Source organism: Erythrobacter aurantius, assembly GCF_023823125.1.
In the GTDB taxonomy this organism is placed as follows: domain Bacteria; phylum Pseudomonadota; class Alphaproteobacteria; order Sphingomonadales; family Sphingomonadaceae; genus Erythrobacter; species Erythrobacter aurantius.
Map to the genome: position 1 here is coordinate 2,882,840 of NZ_CP090949.1, position 16,835 is coordinate 2,899,674.

Consider the following 16,835-nt stretch of genomic DNA (forward strand, 5'->3'; position numbering starts at 1 on the left):
GACAAATTGTCACCCATACTGTCATGAAACCTTGTCGAACGCGGGATTAGGGTTCAAAAGGTTGGGGAAATGGCACGCTTTCCCTTCTCCGCCATCGTCGGCCAGGACGAAATGAAGCAGGCCTTGCTGATTGCTGCGGTTGATCCCAGCGTTGGCGGGGTAATGGTTTTCGGCGATCGCGGCACGGGCAAAAGCACGGCGGCGCGCGCGCTGGCCAGCCTGTTGCCGCCGATCACCGCCCATGCCGATTGCCCCTATGGCGGATCGAAAGAGGATGCCGAACGCTATCCCGATGTGTGCGGCGGCGGGCCTTTGCGCAAACGCCCGGTACCCTTCGTGGACCTGCCGCTGGGCGCGACGGAAGACCGCGTGATCGGTTCGCTCGATCTCGAAAAGGCGCTGCGTTCGGGCGAAAAGGGGTTCGAGCCGGGCCTGCTGGCCAAGGCGCATCGCGGGTTCCTGTACATTGACGAGATCAACCTGCTCGAAGATCATCTGGTAGACCTGCTGCTCGACGTGGCGGCATCGGGTGAAAACGTGGTGGAGCGCGAAGGGCTTTCGGTGCGCCACCCGGCGAAGTTCGTGCTGATCGGCAGCGGCAACCCCGAAGAAGGCGAACTGCGCCCGCAATTGCTCGACCGGTTCGGTTTGTCGGTGGAGGTGCGCACGCCCGAAGCGATCGAAACGCGGGTTGCGATCATGAAGCTGGTCGCCGCAAACGAACGGGATCCCGAAGCTTTCGCGGCGCAATGGGCAGCGGAGGATGAGAAAATCCTCAAACAGGTCGCACGAGGGAAGGCGCGGCTGGCCAAGCTGGAACCGGACGAGGAATTGCTCACCGATGCGGCGCATCTGTGCCTTGCGGTGGGGGCGGACGGCCTGCGCGGCGAATTGACGTTGATGCGCGCCGCACGGGCTCTCGCCGCGCTGAAAGGCGCGCGCAGTGTAAAGCGCGAACATCTGATAGCGGTCGCTCCTTCGGCGCTGCGGCACAGGCTGCGGCGCGACGTGCTCGACGAAACCGGATCGACCGCGCGCATCACCCGCGCCATCGAAGAGCTGTTCGGGTGAACGCCGGGGACGCCCCGACACCCTTTGACGACGCGCTGCTCGCCGCAAAGCTTTTCATCCGCTCCCCTTTGACATTCGGCGGCATGGTGCTGCGCGGATCAAGCCCGGCGCGCGATGCCTTGGTGCAGGCGCTGGGCGAGGCAATGCCGTGCCGCAAGATGCCCGGCCATGTCGATGACGAACGCTTGCTGGGCGGGATCGACATCGCCGCCAGCCTTGCCGCGGGAAAGCCGGTGGAGATGCGCGGTCTGCTGGCCGAAGCGGTCGGCGGCGCGCTGATCGTGCCGATGGCCGAACGGCTGAACGAGGCGGTGGCCGGACGGCTGGCGCAGGCGCTGGACGACAGGCAGGTGGCGCTGATCCTGCTCGACGACGGAATAGAGCCTGATGACGCGCCGCCACCGTCGATCACCGAGCGGCTGGCGTTCCACTGCGATCTGGGCCAGTCCCGCGAATGGGAGGCGCCTTCGCTGAACGCTGGCAGTGGCAATACCGCACCGCTGTGCGACGATGATTTGAATGCCTTGGCAGCGACGGCCGCGGCACTGGGCGTGCAATCGCTGCGCCCGCTGATCTTCGCCAGCGAGGCGGCCCGCGTCCATGCAGCCATGTCAGGCCGGAACACCGCCGAGCGGACCGATCTAGAAGCCGGCGCGCGGCTGGTGCTTGCCCCGCGCGCCACGCAATTGCCGCCGATGGAGCAAGAGCCGGAACCAGATGAGCAGGAGGAACCACCCCCTCCCCCGCCCGACAGCAACGACACGCCATCCGACAGCGAACAGCAGCCCAGCGAGCAGGAACTGAAAGACCTGATCGTCGAAGCCGCGCTTGCTTCGATCCCGCCCGACCTGCTGGAGCAACTCGCCAAGGGCAATGCCCCCAAGCGCGCGGGCGCAAGCGGTTCGGGGCAAAAGCGCAAGTCCGGTCTGCGCGGAAAGCCGCTGGGTGCGCGTCCGGGAATGCCGCGCGGGGGCGCGCGACTGGCGCTGATCGACACCCTGCGTGCTGCCGTCCCATGGCAAGGCGTGCGCCGCCGTGAAGCGGGTGCGGATGCCGACGCGCCAATCCTGATGCGCAAGGAAGACCTGCGCATTCGCCGTTTCGAAGAGAAAGCCGCGCGCGTCACCATCTTCACCGTCGACGCCTCCGGCTCCGCCGCCGCAGCACGGCTGGCGGAGGCAAAGGGCGCGGTCGAACTGATGCTGTCGCAGGCCTATGTCACCCGCAGCGAGGTCGCGCTGATCGCGTTTCGCGGCGAAACCGCCGAGATGATCCTGCCGCCCACCCGCTCGCTTACGCGGGCCAAGCGTGCTCTTGCCGAACTGCCCGGCGGAGGCGGCACTCCGCTGGCGATGGGGCTCAACGCTGCGCGTGAAGTGGCGCATGCGGTACGCGGCAAGGGACGCACACCCAGCCTCGTGATCCTGACCGATGGGCGAGCCAATCTCGATGCGAAAGGCCAACCCGGACGCCAGCAAGCGCGCGAGGATGCCGAAGCCGCTGCGAAGGCTATTGCGCGGGACGGGATCGACGCGCTGGTGGTGGACATCTCGGCAAGGCCGGGGCCTGAAGGTCAGGCGCTTGCCACCGCTATGCTGGCGCGGTTCCTCGCCCTGCCCCGCGCCGATGCCAAGGCGCTGCATCAGGCGATCTCTACCGTGCAATCGCAACCGGTTCCGGCATGAGCCGCCCGCTCGACTGGAACCGCGAAGGCCGTATCTGGCCTCACCGCGACGCCAGCCGCTTTGTCCCGGTGGGCGGAGCAACATGGCATGTGCAGGAAATGGGCGAAGCGGGCAGTCCACGCCTGCTGCTGCTGCACGGAACGGGCGCTTCGGTGCATTCATGGCGCGGGCTGATGCCGATGCTGGCGCCGCAGTTTCAACTGCTGGCCCCCGATCTGCCGCGCCATGCCTTCACCACCGGACACCGGCCCGACGACATGTCTCTGCCACGCATGGCCGCATCGCTGCAGCGCCTGCTGGATCAGACCGGGTTCCAGCCTGACATTATCGCGGGCCATTCCGCCGGAGCGGCGCTGGCGCTGCAACTGGCGCTCGATCACGGGTTCAAAGGGCCGATCATCGGGCTGAATTCGGCGCTCCGCCCTTTCCCCGGCCCGGCTTCGCAACTGTTCCCCGCGCTTGCCAAGCTGCTGTTCGTCAATCCCTTCGTGCCGCGCCTGTTTTCTGCCGCCGCCAGCTTTGGCAGCGAAGGCGAACGCTTCATCTACCGCTCCACCGCATCGCACATCGATGCCGAGGGGCTGGCCTGTTATTCGACGCTGCTGAAAAACCCGCACCATACCAAAGGCGCGCTGGCGATGATGGCGAACTGGGATTTGCCGACGCTGCAAACCAGGATGCACGAAGTCGCCAATCCGGTGCTGCTGGTGCATTCGGACAGGGATGCGACGATCCCGCTCGAATGGGCGCGCGAGGCGCATGCCAACCTGCCGACTTCGCAGCTTGAAGTCCTGCACCGGCTCGGCCACCTTGCGCATGAGGAAGCGCCCGAAAAGGCCGCAAGACTGATTGAGGATCTGGCCGCGCAATATCTTACGCCCGCCGCCTGAAACGGAGAACGCCATGCAGAATTACGGCTGGATCGAACTGGTGTTCTTCTATGGCATCGCGCTGGGCTTTGGCCTTTGGCAATGGCTCAAGATGCGGCGCGAGGTGAAGGAAATCCGCGCCCGCCGTGCAGCCGAAGAAGCGGCCAAGAAGGCGGAAGCTTCAGAGGAGAACTAGTCTACTTCGCGCTTTGTCTGGGCATCCGGAACGGCAGCATGAATTGCACCACCGGGGATGCGAAGCGCCGCATGTCGAGGCTTTCCTGCACCGCCACGACTTCCTCGCCATAGAGTTTGGACGCTAGCTCGCTACGGGCGTAAAACGGCGTGTCCTCCCACGTCTTGCGCACATGGGCGACGCCGATTTCCGAACGGGTGCGCCGTTCCACCTGCCATTTGCTGCGCGGCAGTGGGGCGATTGCCGGAAGATCGACTTCGACGGGGATTGCCTCACGATCAAACCGGATCGCGCTGGCAAACACCGAGCCGTCACCCCGTTCGCCTTCGTAACAGACCACCGCGCCCGATTTCATGTGCGCGCGTGACCAGTGCCAGACGTTGAAACCGCTTTCGAGCGGTTCGCTGCCGCGATTGTGATCGAAATACCCCTCCCCGCTCCATGAAAGGCCCGGGCGCTGCATCTCCACTTCGATCCGGGCGCGCGGGGCCATGCAATGCCAGATGTGATTATGCGCGGGATCCAGCGCGAAGCTGGCAGGATTGAGCGCCTCGGGAAACACCCGTACCTTGCCGCACACCCGCCGATGGAACGGATTGAACAGCCGGGTATCGCGTTCCTCGATCTCGATTTCCAGCATGGTCCCGTCCCAGCGCACCTGGCTGGTGCCGATGGTCAGCGTCCTTGCATCGCGCGTCACGTCACCGCTCGGGCGCTCGTGCATGACCCAGCGATGATCCGGGCCATAAAGCGCGACATTGAGCGAGCAGTGATCCAGCGGATCGTGCCGCCCGCTGCGCTTGTAATAGGGCGAGAAAACGCTGCCCAGAAAGGCGATGATTGTCAGCCCGTGGCGCCCGTCCGCGCTGATCGCATCGATGTACCACCAGCTGTAGCCACCCGGCTCGATAGCCATGTCGAACTTAGGTCCGCGTGTACCTTTTTCGCCGCGAGCAGCCCGGACAAGGCGGCCATCGGGACCCCTGCCGAGGGATGGGTCGCCCCGCCCGCGCAATAAAGTCCCGGCATCCGCGTGCGCGGCCCCTGCCTCAGGAATGATGCCGCCGAGCCGTGCGACGCTCTGCCATAAAGGGCGCCGCCCGTTGCCGGGAACAGGCGCTCCCACTCGGCTGGGCTCGCCACCTGATGCGGCATCCCGTCTTCCAACGTCAGCCCGCATCGCACGAGCGTCGCCTTCATCTCTTGCGTGCATTGCTCGATCTCCTCTGGTGGCCAGGAATGGGTGTCGCCGTTGGCGGGCGCGTTGACGATGATCTGGATGCGCTCGCGCCGCCCTTGCGCGATGGAGGCGCTTTCGCCCGGAAAGCCGCCGCGATGGCCGGGCCGGTCCTGAGCGCAGATGTAGACGGACGGTTCGCCGGGCCGGTGACCGGCGGCGATCTCGTCGAATTCGCGGCGGTAATCGCGCGAGAAGAAGACGTTGTGATGGGTCAGGTCAAAGCCGGAGGTGCGCGCATGGGCAAACCACACCAGTGCCGAGAGCGATCGCTTGTCCGGCGGCAATGCGGGAACCGCCCGGCCCGCCTCCAATCCGAACTTTCCGGTGGCAAGCGCGTTGGGATCGGCGTTGCAGATTACCGCATCGGCAGTGATGCGATCACCATTGGCGAGCCGCACGCCTGTCACCCCGCGCCCGCGCTCAGACAGGATTTCGGCAACCGCCGTACCCATGCGGAATTGCACGCCCTTGGCCTGCGCCACATCGCGCAGCGCCTCCGCCAGAGCGTGAATGCCGCCATCGATCAGCCACACCCCGGTCGCCTCGACATGGGCGATCAGCATCAGCGTCGCGGGCGCGGCGAAGGGCGAAGACCCGCAATAGGTGGCGTATCGGCCAAACAATTGTTGCAGGCGCGGATCGGGGAAGAACCCGCCGAGCGCTTTCCACATGTTCTGGTGCGGGCGCATCGCGGCGAAGGCATCCAGCCGCCAAAGTCCGATGCGCCAGAGTAGCGGCAACGGGCTTGAGACATTGTCGCCGCGCATCATCGGTTCGTTCAGCACGTCGTACATCTTGCGCGTGACGTTGCGGAAATCGCGGTAGCCGCGCGCCGCATCCGCTCCGGCGAAATCGCCGATGGCGTCCTCGCTGCGGAGCGGATCGGCGAACAGGTCGAGCCGTTCGTCCTCGCTCCAAGTATGGCGCGCGATCACTTCGGCGCGACGGATGCGGACGTGATCGTCCAGCCGCGCCCCGCATTCCTTGAAAATCCCGTCGAACACGTCGCGCATGGTGAAGACCGTGGGGCCGGCATCGACCGGATGGCCGTCGATCAAGACCCGCCGGGCCTTGCCTCCGACGTCCTGTTCCTTCTCGATCACGGTGACATCGTAACCGCGCGCGGCCAGCCGGGCGGCGCTGGCAAGCCCGCCCATTCCTGCTCCGATCACGACTACATGGCCGCCCATTCACCCTCACCCGTCAGCTTCTGCGGGGGGTCGCGCGCCAGTCAGGAACGCGAGTCCCGACAATATCATTGACCTTACTGTAGCATCTGTCCAATCATTTGGACATAAAGAGTGTCAAACAGGGATCACGCATGGCGAACGAAGCTCGAAAATCATTGCGCGTGCGCTATGTGGCGCGGCGCAATGCCGTCTTTGCCGATCCCGGATTTCAATATTGGGCGGCGAAGCTGCCGCTGATCAATCGCATCGCCCGCAGCCGTGCCGGCAACGCCTTCGACCTGGTGGCAGGCTTCACCTATTCGCAGACGTTGCGCGCCTGTGTCGAAAGCGGGCTGTTCGATGTGCTTCAGGACGGCCCTGTCGGCCATCAGGAGGTAGCCGCGAGGATTGATCTCAGTCCGGACGCGGCGCTCACCCTGCTTCGTGCGGCGCGGGCGCTGCGCCTGTCGGAGGAACCGGAGCCGGACGGGTGGATGCTGGGCGAACAGGGCGCGGTGCTGGCGGCGGACAAGGGAGCGCAGGCGATGGTGCGCCATCACCAGCTGCTTTACCGCGATCTGGCCGATCCGATGGAACTGCTGCGCCGGGATCGCAAGGAACCCACCGCCCTTTCACGCTACTGGTCCTATGCCGGAGCCTTGCACGGTGCGGCGGAGCGCGGGGAACAAACCGCCGAATATTCCGAGCTGATGGCGGCATCGCAGCATTTCGTCGCGGATCAGGTGCTTGCCAGTTTCCGCTTCCCTGCGCGGGCGCGGTTGCTGGATGTGGGCGGCGGGCACGGCGCGTTTCTGAGGCGCATGGGAGAGGCCAACCCCGGCCTCCACCTCGGCCTGTTCGACCTGCCCGAAGTAGCGCAGGCAGGCGAGCAAGTGCTGGCGGACGCATTCGGCCCAGAGCGGGTGAGCGCGCATCCGGGCAATTTCTTTGAAGACCCGATTCCCGGCGGATACGACATCGTCTCGCTTGTCCGGATACTGCACGATCATGATGACGGCCCTGCGGCGGCCCTGCTCGCCAATATCCACAGGAGCCTGAAGCCCGGCGCACGTCTGCTGATAGCGGAACCGATGGCCTGCGTACCCGGCGCGGAAGGCATGGGAGAGGCGTTCTTCGGCTTCTACCTCTGGGCGATGGGATCCGGCCGCCCCCGCAGCGGGGAGGAAATCGCCCGCATGTGCCGCAAGGCGGGTTTTGCCCGAACTCAATCCATCGCAACCCCGCAACCGGTCAACGCAAGCATGATTGTCGCTTTCGCTTGAAAACAAAGTGTCTGCTTTGGTTGACACTTGATAGTGTAAAGCGTAGCAAACGTTGTGAGGGATCATCTTTTGGCCACTGCACGAGTCGCTTCGACTCGCACTTGCAGGGGTCCGGGGCGAATTGAGGCGAGGATGATGAACACTCTGGCAGTGATACTTGAAGGACCTGAGCGCCTCGCGCTTCAGTCCCTCGAGTTGAATCCTGCCGGTGAGGGCGATGTGATCGTCGAAATCGTCTGGAGCGGCATCAGCAGCGGAACGGAAAAACTCCTTTGGAGCGGGCAAATGCCCAGCTTTCCGGGGATGGGGTACCCGCTGGTGCCCGGTTACGAGTCAGTCGGAAGGATCGTCGACGCAGGCTCGAACGCGCGTGGCCGGATTGGCGACTGGGTCTTCGTACCCGGTGCAAACTGCTATTCCGGCGCGCGCGGACTGTTTGGCGGGACGGCAGCCCGCGTGATCGTGCCATCGGCACGCGCCCTGCCGATACCCGAAAGGCTGGGAGCCGATGGCGTGCTGTGCGCGCTCGCGGCCACCGCCTATCACGCGATCGCTGGCGGTCCTCTGCCCGATCTCATCATCGGACATGGCGTTCTGGGCCGATTGCTGGCGCGGATTACCATGGCGCTGGGCGCACCTGCTCCAACGGTCTGGGAAACCAGCGAAAAACGCCGCGATGGCGCAACCGGTTATGCGGTGATCGCTCCAGATGCGGACGAACGGCGCGACTATGCCTCGATCTGCGATGCCAGCGGCGATGCCGACATTTTCGACGAATTGATCGGACGGCTTGCCAAGGGCGGGGAAATCACCCTCGCAGGGTTTTACGCCAGCCGCATCAATTTCGCTTTCCCGCCCGCTTTCATGAAGGAGGCGCGCCTGCGCGTCGCGGCGGAATGGCAACCCGGCGATCTGGCGGCGACCCGCGCGCTGATCGAAGACGGAAAACTCGATCTCGACGGTCTGATTTCGAACCGCAGACCCGCGACGGAAGCGCTTGATGCCTATCCGCAGGCCTTCACCGATCCGGATTGTCTTAAAATGGTTCTCGAATGGAGGGACGCGGCATGAGCATCCTTGAATCCCAAGCCGAAGCCCTGCGTGAAGAAGCCGATCACGAGCCCGATCCGGTCCACACCGGAGAGGTGAAAAGCGAAACCCAGGTCATCGCGATCTATGGCAAGGGCGGATCGGGCAAGAGCTTTGCCCTCTCCAACCTCAGCTATATGATGGCGCAGCAGGGCAAGCGCGTGCTGCTGATCGGATGCGATCCGAAAAGCGATACCACCAGCCTGCTGTTCGGAGGCAAGAGCTGCCCGACCATCATCGAAACCTCGTCCAAGAAAAAGCTCGCGGGCGAGGAAGTGACGATCGAAGATGTCTGCTTCCAGCGCGACGGCGTGTTCGCCATGGAACTGGGCGGCCCCGAAGTCGGTCGCGGATGCGGCGGGCGCGGGATCATCCACGGGTTCGAACTGCTCGAAAAGCTCGGTTTCCACGAATGGGGCTTTGACTACGTCCTGCTCGATTTCCTCGGCGATGTCGTGTGCGGGGGCTTTGGTCTGCCGATCGCACGCGACATGTGCCAGAAGGTGATCGTTGTCGGATCGAACGATCTGCAATCGCTTTATGTCGCCAACAACGTCTGCCACGCGGTCGAATATTTCCGCAAGATGGGCGGCAATGTCGGCGTCGCGGGCATGATCGTGAACAAGGACGATGGCACGGGCGAAGCCCAAGCCTTCGCCGACGCTGTCGGCATTCCCGTGCTCACCGCAATCCCCGCGAACGAGGACATCCGGCGCAAGAGCGCCAATTACCAGATCATCGGAATGCCCGGTGGAGAATGGGGCGGCCTTTTCGAAGAGCTCGCCACGAACGTCGCCGAGGCGCCGCCGCGCCAGCCCTCTCCGCTGGACCAGGATGGCTTGCTCGGCTTGTTCAGTCCCGAAGACACGGGCGGCAATGTCGAACTGATCCCAGCCACCCAGGCCGATATGCGCGGCGGCATATTTGAGGAAAAGCCATCACTGGAGGTCGTCTACGACGACATTTGATGACCGACCAACCCGCCTCGAACGCCCAGGAAACTGCGATGCGCGCCCCGGACCGGATCGACCTTGGTCAGAACGATCAGGCCGCACCGGCAGAAGGCGGCTGCGCCAGCAAGGACACGATGCGCGATGCCGCGCGTCAGGCGGGCAAGAGCGACATTCTAGATCAATATGCCGCCGACTATCCCGTCGGCCCGCATGATCAGCCGCAAAGCATGTGCCCCGCGTTCGGGTCCTTGCGCGTCGGCCTGCGGATGCGGCGCACCGCGACAGTCCTGTCGGGCAGCGCTTGCTGCGTTTACGGCCTTACCTTCACCTCTCATTTCTACGGCGCGCGGCGGACGGTGGGCTATGTGCCCTTCTCCTCGGAAACGCTCGTAACCGGCAAGCTGTTTGAGGATATCAAGGAAGCCGTCGAAGGCCTTGCCGATCCCGAACATTACGACGCGATCGTGGTGACGAACCTGTGCGTTCCCACCGCCAGCGGCGTGCCGCTGAGGCTGCTGAAGAAGCAGATCAACGGTGTGCGCATCATCGGCATCGACGTACCCGGTTTCGGCATTCCGACCCATGCAGAGGCAAAGGACGTCCTGGCCGGCGCCATGCTGCAATATGCACGCGAGGAAGTCGCCGCCGGGCCGGTCGCCGCGCCGAAGGAGCGCAGCGACAAACCCACAGTGGCCTTGCTTGGCGAAATGTTCCCGGCTGATCCGGTGGTGATCGGGCAAATGCTCGAGCCGCTGGGGCTCGCCGCCGGGCCGGTTGTCCCGACCCGCGAGTGGCGCGAACTCTACGCAGCGCTCGATTGCAGCGTCGCCGCCGCGATCCACCCGTTCTACACCGCCAGCATCCGCGAATTCGAAGCCGCTGGTCGTCCGGTAATCGGCTCCGCGCCTGTCGGCGCAGACGGCACCGCCGCATGGCTGGATGCGCTGGGCGATACGCTGGGCCTGCCTGCCGAAAAGGTGGCAGGAGTGAAGAACGCCATGATCGGCGCGATCAAGGGCGCGCTTGCAGGTTCCCCGATCAATGGCCGCGTGACCGTATCGGGCTATGAAGGTTCCGAATTGCTGGTCGCGCGCCTGCTGATCGAAAGCGGCGCGGACGTGCCCTATGTCGGCAGCGCCTGCCCGCGCACCAAGTGGTCCGACGCCGATCGCGAATGGCTTGAGGCACGCGGCGTGAAGGTCAATTTCCGCGCCAGCCTCGAAGACGATATCGCCGCGGTCGAGGAATTCCGCCCTGATCTGGCAGTCGGCACCACTCCGGTGGTTCAGCACGCCAAGGCCAAGGCGATCCCTTCGCTTTACTTCACCAACCTGATCTCGGCCCGCCCACTGATGGGCCCTGCAGGCGCAGGCAGCCTTGCCACCGTGATCAACGCGGCGATGGGCAACAAGGCGCGCTTTGACGCGATGCGCGACTTTTTTGAAGGGGTCGGGACCGAACACGCCGCAGGGGTTTGGGAAGACGTGCCGGTGGACCGCCCCAAATTCCGCAAGAAATATGCGGCACTGAACGAAGCGGCGCGCAAGGCGTCCGAGGCGGTGGGCACATGACTCTCGTCCTCGATCACGACCGCGCCGGCGGATATTGGGGCGCAACCTACGTCTTCACAGCGGTGAAGGGTCTTCAGGTCATCATCGACGGCCCGGTTGGCTGCGAGAACCTGCCAGTGACTTCGGTGCTGCATTACACCGACGCCCTGCCCCCGCATGAACTGCCCATCGTCGTCACCGGACTGGGCGAAGAAGAACTGGGCAAGACCGGAACCGAAGGCGCGATGAAACGCGCCTGGCAGACGCTCGACCCCGAACTGCCCGCGGTGGTGGTCACGGGCTCCATCGCCGAGATGATCGGCGGCGGCGTCACGCCCGAAGGCACCAATATCAAGCGGTTCCTGCCGCGCACGATCGACGAGGACCAGTGGCAAAGCGCCGACCGCGCGCTGACCTGGCTCTGGACCGAATTGGGGCCGAAGAAGGCGCCTCAGCCCAAACCGCGCAAAGAGGGCGAAAAGCCCGTCGTCAACATCATCGGCCCGTCCTACGGCATGTTCAACATGCCATCGGACCTTGCCGAGATCCGCCGCCTGATCGAAGGCATCGGAGCAGAAGTCGGCGTGGTCTTCCCGCTGGGTTGCCACCTCGCCGATATCCGCCAGCTCGGCACTGCAGACGCGAATGTCTGCATGTACCGCGAGTTCGGCCGCAATTTGTGCGAGACGCTGGAACGTCCGTATTTCCAGGCGCCTGTCGGCCTGACCTCGACCACCAAGTTCCTACGGGCGCTGGGTGAGGAGCTGGGGCTGGATCCCGAACCCTTTATCGAGCGTGAGAAACACACCACGATCAAGCCGCTATGGGATTTGTGGCGCTCCGTCACGCAGGATTTCTTCGGCACGGCCAGTTTCGGCATTGTCGCCAATGAAACCTACGCCCGCGGCATCCGTCACTTCCTCGAAGATGACATGGGACTGCCCTGTGCGCTGGCTTTTTCGCGCTGCGCCGGGGTGAAGCCGGTGAACGAGGATGTGCGCGCGGCAATCCACGCGAACCCGCCGCTGGTGATGCTGGGCAGCTATAACGAGCGGATGTACATGGCCGAATGCGGAGCACGCGGGAAATTCATCCCTGCCAGCTTCCCCGGCGCGGCGATCCGCCGTCACACCGGCACCCCCTTCATGGGGTATTCGGGGGCGACCTATCTGGTGCAGGAAGTGTGCAATGCGCTGTTCGACGCGCTGTTCCACATCCTCCCGCTCGCCACCGACATGGACAAGGTCGATGCGACTCCGGCGCGCAGCCAGAGCGAATTGACGTGGGACAATGACGCCAAGGCACGGCTCGATCTTCTGGTCGAGAAACAGCCCGTCCTGATCCGGATTTCAGCGGCCAAGAGGTTGCGCGACGCTGCAGAGCGTACTGCGCGCCGCCACGGCCTCGCCAAAGTTACAGAAGACTGCCTCGCCGAGGCGTTGCTCGAAGGGGAGACCGCATGACCTGCGCCCTTTCGTTCATCGCCGAGCCGCGGCCAACACCTTTGCCTGACAGTAACAGGCATCCGCAATCCACGTGGGGGATCACGCGCGGATACCGTCGGGGGCACTCCCGCCCTCGGTCCAATAAACTCAAATGGAGTTACTGCAATGAACGATCCTGATCGCCCGAGCGTGGGGACGTATCTGACCGATGACGAGGCAAAGGAAATCCATGGCGCGTTCATGGGAACCTTCACCCTCTATGTCGGCATCGCCCTCGTCGCACACGCCTTGATGTACGCGTGGAAGCCCTGGTTCCAAGGCCCATTCGGCCAGTGATGATGGCTTGATCGGCAATCCTGTCGATCACGTCACCAGAGCTTTTCAACGTTTCAAAAGGAACAGACTATGTACGGTATTTGGAAACACTTCGATGTTCGCCGGACCCTGGTCGCGCTGCACGTCGGCCTGGCCGTTCTGGCATTTACGATCCACTTCATCCTGCTCAGCACTGAGCGGTACAACTGGCTTGGTGGGATTTCACCGGCCGGCTGATTGAAGCCTCAGAAAACGTAAGGGGGCAGGTTCGCCTGCCTGCCTCCTCTACACCTCTGATCGGAAACGACAAAACCTGCCCTTGAGGTGGGAAGGATGGACCTATGGCGCTCCTTAGTTTCGAGCGGAAATACCGCGTGCGCGGTGGCACATTAATCGGCGGCGACCTTTTCGACTTCTGGGTCGGGCCGTTTTATGTCGGATTCTTTGGAGTAACGACGGCAGTCAGCGCCCTTCTGGGCACCATGCTGATCTTCGCCGCCGCGCTTCAGGGACCGACCCTCAACCCCTGGCTTATCGACATTCAACCACCGCCGATTGAAGCCGGGCTTGCCTTCATGCCTCTCAACCAAGGGGGGTATCACCAGATCATCACGGCCTGTGCCGTGGTGGCTTTCTATTCGTGGGTTTTCAGGCAGGCTGAAATCTCGCGCAAGCTTGGCATGAGCTACCACATCCCGATCGCCTTCAGCGTCGCGGTGTTCGCCTTTGTCACGCTGAATGTGATCCGTCCGCTGTGGATGGGTGCCTGGGGCCATGCGTTCCCTTACGGCATCTGGTCGCACCTCGATTGGGTTTCGTACACCGGCTACAACTATGTGAACTTCCACTACAATCCGGTGCACATGCTCGCGATCACGTTCTTCTTCACGAACTGTCTCGCGCTGGCGCTCCACGGCGGCCTTGTCCTTTCGGCGGTGAACCCGTCGAACGGCACCGACGTCAAGACGCCCGAATACGAAGACACCTATTTCCGCGATTTCATCGGCTATTCGGTCGGCACGCTGGGCATCCACCGTGTGGGTCTGTTCCTGGCGCTCAGTGCAGCGTTCTGGAGCGCGGTCTGCATCGTGATCTCGGGCACGCTGATGACGGGCAGCTGGGTCGAATGGTGGGATTGGTGGCGCGCGGTCCCGATCTGGTCGGCAGGAGTATGATGTCATGAGCACCTATCAAAACATCTTCACGCAGATCCAGGTAAAGGCGGCTCCCGAAATGGGTGTCCCGCACCTCGACGGCAGCGAAGGCCGCATCAACGCCACCGGTTACAATTACTGGTTGGGGAAGATCGGTCAGGCGCAGCTCGGCCCGATCTATCTCGGCTGGCTCGGCATGATCTCGCTGGCATTCGGAACCGCCGCGTTCCTGATCATCGGGTTCAACTTCTGGGCGCAAGCCGGATGGAGCCCTCAGGTGTTCATGCGCGAGCTGTTCTGGCTTTCGCTTGATCCTCCGGGTCCGGAATACGGTTTCAGCTTCTTCGTTCCTTTGAACAAAGGCGGCTGGTTCATCATGACCGGGGCGTTTCTGACGATTGCCGTTCTGACCTGGTGGGCACGCACGTATATGCGGGCACGCGCTCTGGGTATGGGAATGCATATCCCATGGGCATTCGCCTCGGCAATCTGGCTGTTCCTCGTGCTGGGCTTCATCCGCCCGGCTCTGATCGGCAGCTGGTCCGAAGCGGTTCCCTACGGGATCTTCTCGCACCTCGACTGGACGAACAACTTCTCGCTCATTCACGGTAACCTGTTCTACAACCCGTTCCACGCGCTCTCGATCGTGTTCCTCTATGGCTCGGCGGTGCTGTTCGCCATGCACGGGGCGACGATCCTGGCAGTGGGCCGTTATGGCGGCGAACGCGAGATCGAGCAGATCACCGATCGCGGCACGGCATCGGAACGCGCCGGACTGTTCTGGCGCTGGACCATGGGCTTCAACGCGACGATGGAATCGATCCACCGTTGGGCCTGGTGGTTTGCGGTGCTGACGACGCTTACCGGCGGTATCGGCATCCTGCTTTCGGGCACCGTTGTCGACAACTGGTACCTGTGGGCGCAGGAACACTACTACGCACCGAAGTAAGCCAAGGGGGACGGGGCCGGTCGCAATCGGTCCCCTTCCCCGCTCAAGCCAAAGGTCAACAAACCCGGCCCTGCGCAAAGCACGGCCGGGTTTTTTGCGTCTTGCACCCGGATATGATTTAGGTTCTAAATTGGCATGTGAATCTAAGGGTCAATGTCGATGCAAATCTTAGTATTGCCGTTCATTCTTCTAAACTTGTTCGCCGGATTATTGGGCGGTGCCGGAATGTTGTTCCAAGGGGAATGGAGCATCTTTTTCCTGGGGCTCGCTTGGATGTTTGTTGGCGCATATGTGCTATCATTGGCTTTGCTTCCGGGAATGATCTTTGCTCCGATTGCAGCATGGGCGGCGGATCGAGATAACTTGGTGCTCGTGGCTATAGCCGCTATTCCGGCTATGGCTTGGACTTACACAATCGTTGCTGTTTCTTGCGTCGCAATCTTCTCTGGAATCGTCCACAATTCAGATGCCGGGATATTTCACCTATTGTGGGGGTATGCTTCTGCCACCGGCCCATGGTCCTTCTTGGCACGTGAGGATGCAAAAGCGGGTAACGACTATGCCGCCCTGACATCATTTTTTGCCCAACTTGGCGTGATTTCAATGATGATCGCCACACTTATCGAACCGAGAGATACTGATTTCTATCGATTGATATATTGGTTTGCGCCACTACTTCTTATTGGTCTCGTCGTTCAGCTATTTATTGTTTGGGTAGAAACAAAAAATTCACGCCATGGACTCAGATAGCAACCCGCCAGCTTGGCTTACGATAGGGCTTGCTGGAGCTTGTATTCTCGCGCTGTTTGACTGGCCGTATGGGTACTACCAACTTCTGCGCCTTTCAGTAACGCTATACTCAGCATGGATTGCGTGGAGCGCCTTCAAATCGAGCCAGGTAGGGTGGGGCTGGGCCTTCGGTTTTCTTGCACTACTGTACAACCCATTCATCAAAATTTCTCTCGAGAAAGACTTGTGGCAGGCTGTGAACGTCTTCACTGCCATAGCCTTCCTAACTGTATATTGGCGGTTCCGAAGCCCCTCAGCAAAGCAGGAACTCGAGAAGAGTACTGACCGAAGAGGTTGACCAGGTCTGAGTCAGTCCGAAGCTGAAAGGCGCGTTCGCAGGTCCATCACATGCAGCGGGAAAGACAGCGCCAGCGGGATTGCCACCCACCACCAATCCGCGCCGACCAGCGCGGCTCTTAACCCCAGCACGATCAGTGCGGCCGGGCCCAGCAGGCCGAGGATGGCGCCGATGCTCCATCCGCGCACCTTGAGCCACACAGCCTCCGTGGCCAGCACGGCCAGAACGACGTCGGCACCGTGCCCGCTGGCAAAGAAGGCGGCTATGCCTTCCATCAAGGGATCAGCCAAAGGGGCCGTTGAGATCAACCACTGCCCAATTGAGCGCGGCGGCGAATGTCACCCAGAAAAGATAGGGCAGGAACAGCAAGGCGGCCGATTTGGACACCCGCCACGAATACATGATCAGCGCCAGGATCGAGAGCCACAGCAGCAGCACCTCGATAAACGCCCAGTCAGGGCGCTGGATGCGGAAGAAGATCATGCTCCAGGTGATGTTCAAAAAGGCGTTGAGCGCGAACAGGCCGATCACCGTATCGGATACGCGCGGCGTAGGCGCGGCGCGCCATGCGGAAACGATCGCCGCGGTGTTCAGGGCGTAGATCAGTGTCCAGCCGATCGGGAACACCCAGTCGGGCGGGTTCCACGATGGCTTTGCCAGCCCCTGATACCACGGCCCCAGATCGGTGATGGTTGCGCCCAGCACCGCGACGATTGCCGCAGCGATGGCGGCTACGATTGCGGGCAGAATCCACGTCTTGCTCAAGTGCATGGACATGAA

19 protein-coding genes are annotated in these 16,835 nt (G+C 62.8%); 15 read left to right on the forward strand and 4 right to left on the reverse strand.

All coding sequences use genetic code 11. The features are described 5' to 3' along the window. Positions 1-69 precede the first annotated feature (69 nt). The 4 genes from L1K66_RS13855 to L1K66_RS13870 are packed head-to-tail and all read left to right on the forward strand — an operon-like array spanning position 70 to position 3,821. Positions 70-1,071 carry an ATP-binding protein gene (locus tag L1K66_RS13855; protein ID WP_252258386.1) on the forward strand — a complete coding sequence of 334 codons (1,002 nt, stop codon included), beginning with the start codon at positions 70-72 and terminating at the stop codon, positions 1,069-1,071. After that, positions 1,068-2,756, forward strand: a complete 1,689-nt coding sequence (locus tag L1K66_RS13860) for a magnesium chelatase subunit D (protein WP_252258387.1) — start codon at positions 1,068-1,070, stop codon at positions 2,754-2,756. The genes L1K66_RS13855 and L1K66_RS13860 overlap by 4 nt, the downstream gene beginning before the upstream one ends. Continuing rightward, positions 2,753-3,646, forward strand: a complete 894-nt coding sequence (gene bchO / locus L1K66_RS13865) for an alpha/beta fold hydrolase BchO (RefSeq protein ID WP_252258388.1) — start codon at positions 2,753-2,755, stop codon at positions 3,644-3,646. Before L1K66_RS13860 ends, bchO begins: the two co-directional genes overlap by 4 nt. 13 nt (positions 3,647-3,659) lie before the next feature. After that, positions 3,660-3,821 carry a hypothetical protein gene (locus L1K66_RS13870; RefSeq protein ID WP_252258389.1) on the forward strand — a complete coding sequence of 54 codons (162 nt, stop codon included), beginning with the start codon at positions 3,660-3,662 and terminating at the stop codon, positions 3,819-3,821. A 1-nt stretch (position 3,822) separates the two neighbouring features. On the opposite strand, the gene L1K66_RS13875 is transcribed toward L1K66_RS13870, so the two are convergent. Then, positions 3,823-4,737 carry a hydroxyneurosporene dehydrogenase gene (locus L1K66_RS13875; protein ID WP_252258390.1) on the reverse strand — a complete coding sequence of 305 codons (915 nt, stop codon included), beginning with the start codon at positions 4,735-4,737 and terminating at the stop codon, positions 3,823-3,825. Then, positions 4,665-6,251, reverse strand: coding sequence for a 1-hydroxycarotenoid 3,4-desaturase CrtD (gene crtD / locus L1K66_RS13880; RefSeq protein ID WP_252258391.1), 1,587 nt, complete (start codon positions 6,249-6,251; stop codon positions 4,665-4,667). Before crtD ends, L1K66_RS13875 begins: the two co-directional genes overlap by 73 nt. Before the next feature lie 131 nt (positions 6,252-6,382). On the opposite strand from crtD, the gene L1K66_RS13885 reads away from it, so the two are divergent. The 11 genes from L1K66_RS13885 to L1K66_RS16550 all read left to right on the forward strand — a co-directional run bounded on the left by L1K66_RS13885 (position 6,383) and on the right by L1K66_RS16550 (position 16,055). Beyond that, a complete protein-coding gene (locus tag L1K66_RS13885) occupies positions 6,383-7,513 on the forward strand; it encodes an acetylserotonin O-methyltransferase (protein ID WP_252258392.1) in 1,131 nt (376 codons plus the stop codon). Between the two features lie 135 nt (positions 7,514-7,648). After that, positions 7,649-8,584: a chlorophyll synthesis pathway protein BchC gene (bchC, locus tag L1K66_RS13890; protein WP_252258393.1), complete on the forward strand. Its 936-nt coding sequence runs from the start codon at positions 7,649-7,651 to the stop codon at positions 8,582-8,584. Next, positions 8,581-9,570, forward strand: coding sequence for a chlorophyllide a reductase iron protein subunit X (locus L1K66_RS13895; protein ID WP_252258394.1), 990 nt, complete (start codon positions 8,581-8,583; stop codon positions 9,568-9,570). The genes bchC and L1K66_RS13895 overlap by 4 nt, the downstream gene beginning before the upstream one ends. After that, complete coding sequence (gene bchY / locus L1K66_RS13900) at positions 9,570-11,126, forward strand: chlorophyllide a reductase subunit Y (protein ID WP_252258395.1); 1,557 nt, start codon at positions 9,570-9,572, stop codon at positions 11,124-11,126. Before L1K66_RS13895 ends, bchY begins: the two co-directional genes overlap by 1 nt. Then, complete coding sequence (gene bchZ, locus L1K66_RS13905; RefSeq protein ID WP_252258396.1) at positions 11,123-12,568, forward strand: chlorophyllide a reductase subunit Z; 1,446 nt, start codon at positions 11,123-11,125, stop codon at positions 12,566-12,568. The genes bchY and bchZ overlap by 4 nt, the downstream gene beginning before the upstream one ends. Before the next feature lie 147 nt (positions 12,569-12,715). After that, positions 12,716-12,886 carry a light-harvesting antenna LH1, beta subunit gene (pufB, locus tag L1K66_RS13910; protein WP_252258397.1) on the forward strand — a complete coding sequence of 57 codons (171 nt, stop codon included), beginning with the start codon at positions 12,716-12,718 and terminating at the stop codon, positions 12,884-12,886. Between the two features lie 69 nt (positions 12,887-12,955). Then, entirely contained in the window at positions 12,956-13,102 is a 147-nt protein-coding gene (gene pufA / locus L1K66_RS13915; RefSeq protein ID WP_084155766.1) for a light-harvesting antenna LH1, alpha subunit, read from the forward strand. A 104-nt stretch (positions 13,103-13,206) separates the two neighbouring features. After that, positions 13,207-14,040 (forward strand): photosynthetic reaction center subunit L, encoded by an 834-nt coding sequence (pufL, locus tag L1K66_RS13920; RefSeq protein WP_252258398.1) that lies wholly within the window; start codon positions 13,207-13,209, stop codon positions 14,038-14,040. Between the two features lie 4 nt (positions 14,041-14,044). Further along, a complete protein-coding gene (pufM, locus tag L1K66_RS13925) occupies positions 14,045-14,968 on the forward strand; it encodes a photosynthetic reaction center subunit M (RefSeq protein WP_252258399.1) in 924 nt (307 codons plus the stop codon). A gap of 153 nt (positions 14,969-15,121) precedes the next feature. Beyond that, on the forward strand, positions 15,122-15,718 hold the full coding sequence (locus tag L1K66_RS13930; RefSeq protein WP_252258400.1) for a hypothetical protein: 597 nt from the start codon (positions 15,122-15,124) through the stop codon (positions 15,716-15,718). Then, entirely contained in the window at positions 15,705-16,055 is a 351-nt protein-coding gene (locus L1K66_RS16550) for a DUF6804 family protein (RefSeq protein ID WP_407931953.1), read from the forward strand. The genes L1K66_RS13930 and L1K66_RS16550 overlap by 14 nt, the downstream gene beginning before the upstream one ends. Positions 16,056-16,066: 11 nt before the next feature. Here L1K66_RS16550 and L1K66_RS13935 read toward each other — a convergent pair whose 3' ends face one another. Continuing rightward, a complete protein-coding gene (locus L1K66_RS13935) occupies positions 16,067-16,330 on the reverse strand; it encodes a hypothetical protein (protein ID WP_252258401.1) in 264 nt (87 codons plus the stop codon). A 7-nt stretch (positions 16,331-16,337) separates the two neighbouring features. Next, positions 16,338-16,826, reverse strand: coding sequence for a TspO/MBR family protein (locus tag L1K66_RS13940; RefSeq protein ID WP_330221236.1), 489 nt, complete (start codon positions 16,824-16,826; stop codon positions 16,338-16,340). Positions 16,827-16,835 lie beyond the last annotated feature (9 nt).

Coding starts and splice junctions, on each gene's coding strand:
- L1K66_RS13855 (WP_252258386.1), top strand. CDS start 70: ATGGCACGCTTTCCCTTCTCCGCCATCGTCGGCCAGGACGAAATGAAG.
- bchO (WP_252258388.1), top strand. CDS start 2,753: ATGAGCCGCCCGCTCGACTGGAACCGCGAAGGCCGTATCTGGCCTCAC.
- L1K66_RS13870 (WP_252258389.1), top strand. CDS start 3,660: ATGCAGAATTACGGCTGGATCGAACTGGTGTTCTTCTATGGCATCGCG.
- L1K66_RS13875 (WP_252258390.1), bottom strand. CDS start 4,737: ATGGCTATCGAGCCGGGTGGCTACAGCTGGTGGTACATCGATGCGATC.
- crtD (WP_252258391.1), bottom strand. CDS start 6,251: ATGGGCGGCCATGTAGTCGTGATCGGAGCAGGAATGGGCGGGCTTGCC.
- L1K66_RS13885 (WP_252258392.1), top strand. CDS start 6,383: ATGGCGAACGAAGCTCGAAAATCATTGCGCGTGCGCTATGTGGCGCGG.
- bchC (WP_252258393.1), top strand. CDS start 7,649: ATGAACACTCTGGCAGTGATACTTGAAGGACCTGAGCGCCTCGCGCTT.
- L1K66_RS13895 (WP_252258394.1), top strand. CDS start 8,581: ATGAGCATCCTTGAATCCCAAGCCGAAGCCCTGCGTGAAGAAGCCGAT.
- bchY (WP_252258395.1), top strand. CDS start 9,570: ATGACCGACCAACCCGCCTCGAACGCCCAGGAAACTGCGATGCGCGCC.
- bchZ (WP_252258396.1), top strand. CDS start 11,123: ATGACTCTCGTCCTCGATCACGACCGCGCCGGCGGATATTGGGGCGCA.
- pufB (WP_252258397.1), top strand. CDS start 12,716: ATGAACGATCCTGATCGCCCGAGCGTGGGGACGTATCTGACCGATGAC.
- pufA (WP_084155766.1), top strand. CDS start 12,956: ATGTACGGTATTTGGAAACACTTCGATGTTCGCCGGACCCTGGTCGCG.
- pufL (WP_252258398.1), top strand. CDS start 13,207: ATGGCGCTCCTTAGTTTCGAGCGGAAATACCGCGTGCGCGGTGGCACA.
- pufM (WP_252258399.1), top strand. CDS start 14,045: ATGAGCACCTATCAAAACATCTTCACGCAGATCCAGGTAAAGGCGGCT.
- L1K66_RS13930 (WP_252258400.1), top strand. CDS start 15,122: ATGTCGATGCAAATCTTAGTATTGCCGTTCATTCTTCTAAACTTGTTC.
- L1K66_RS16550 (WP_407931953.1), top strand. CDS start 15,705: ATGGACTCAGATAGCAACCCGCCAGCTTGGCTTACGATAGGGCTTGCT.
- L1K66_RS13935 (WP_252258401.1), bottom strand. CDS start 16,330: ATGGAAGGCATAGCCGCCTTCTTTGCCAGCGGGCACGGTGCCGACGTC.
- L1K66_RS13940 (WP_330221236.1), bottom strand. CDS start 16,826: ATGCACTTGAGCAAGACGTGGATTCTGCCCGCAATCGTAGCCGCCATC.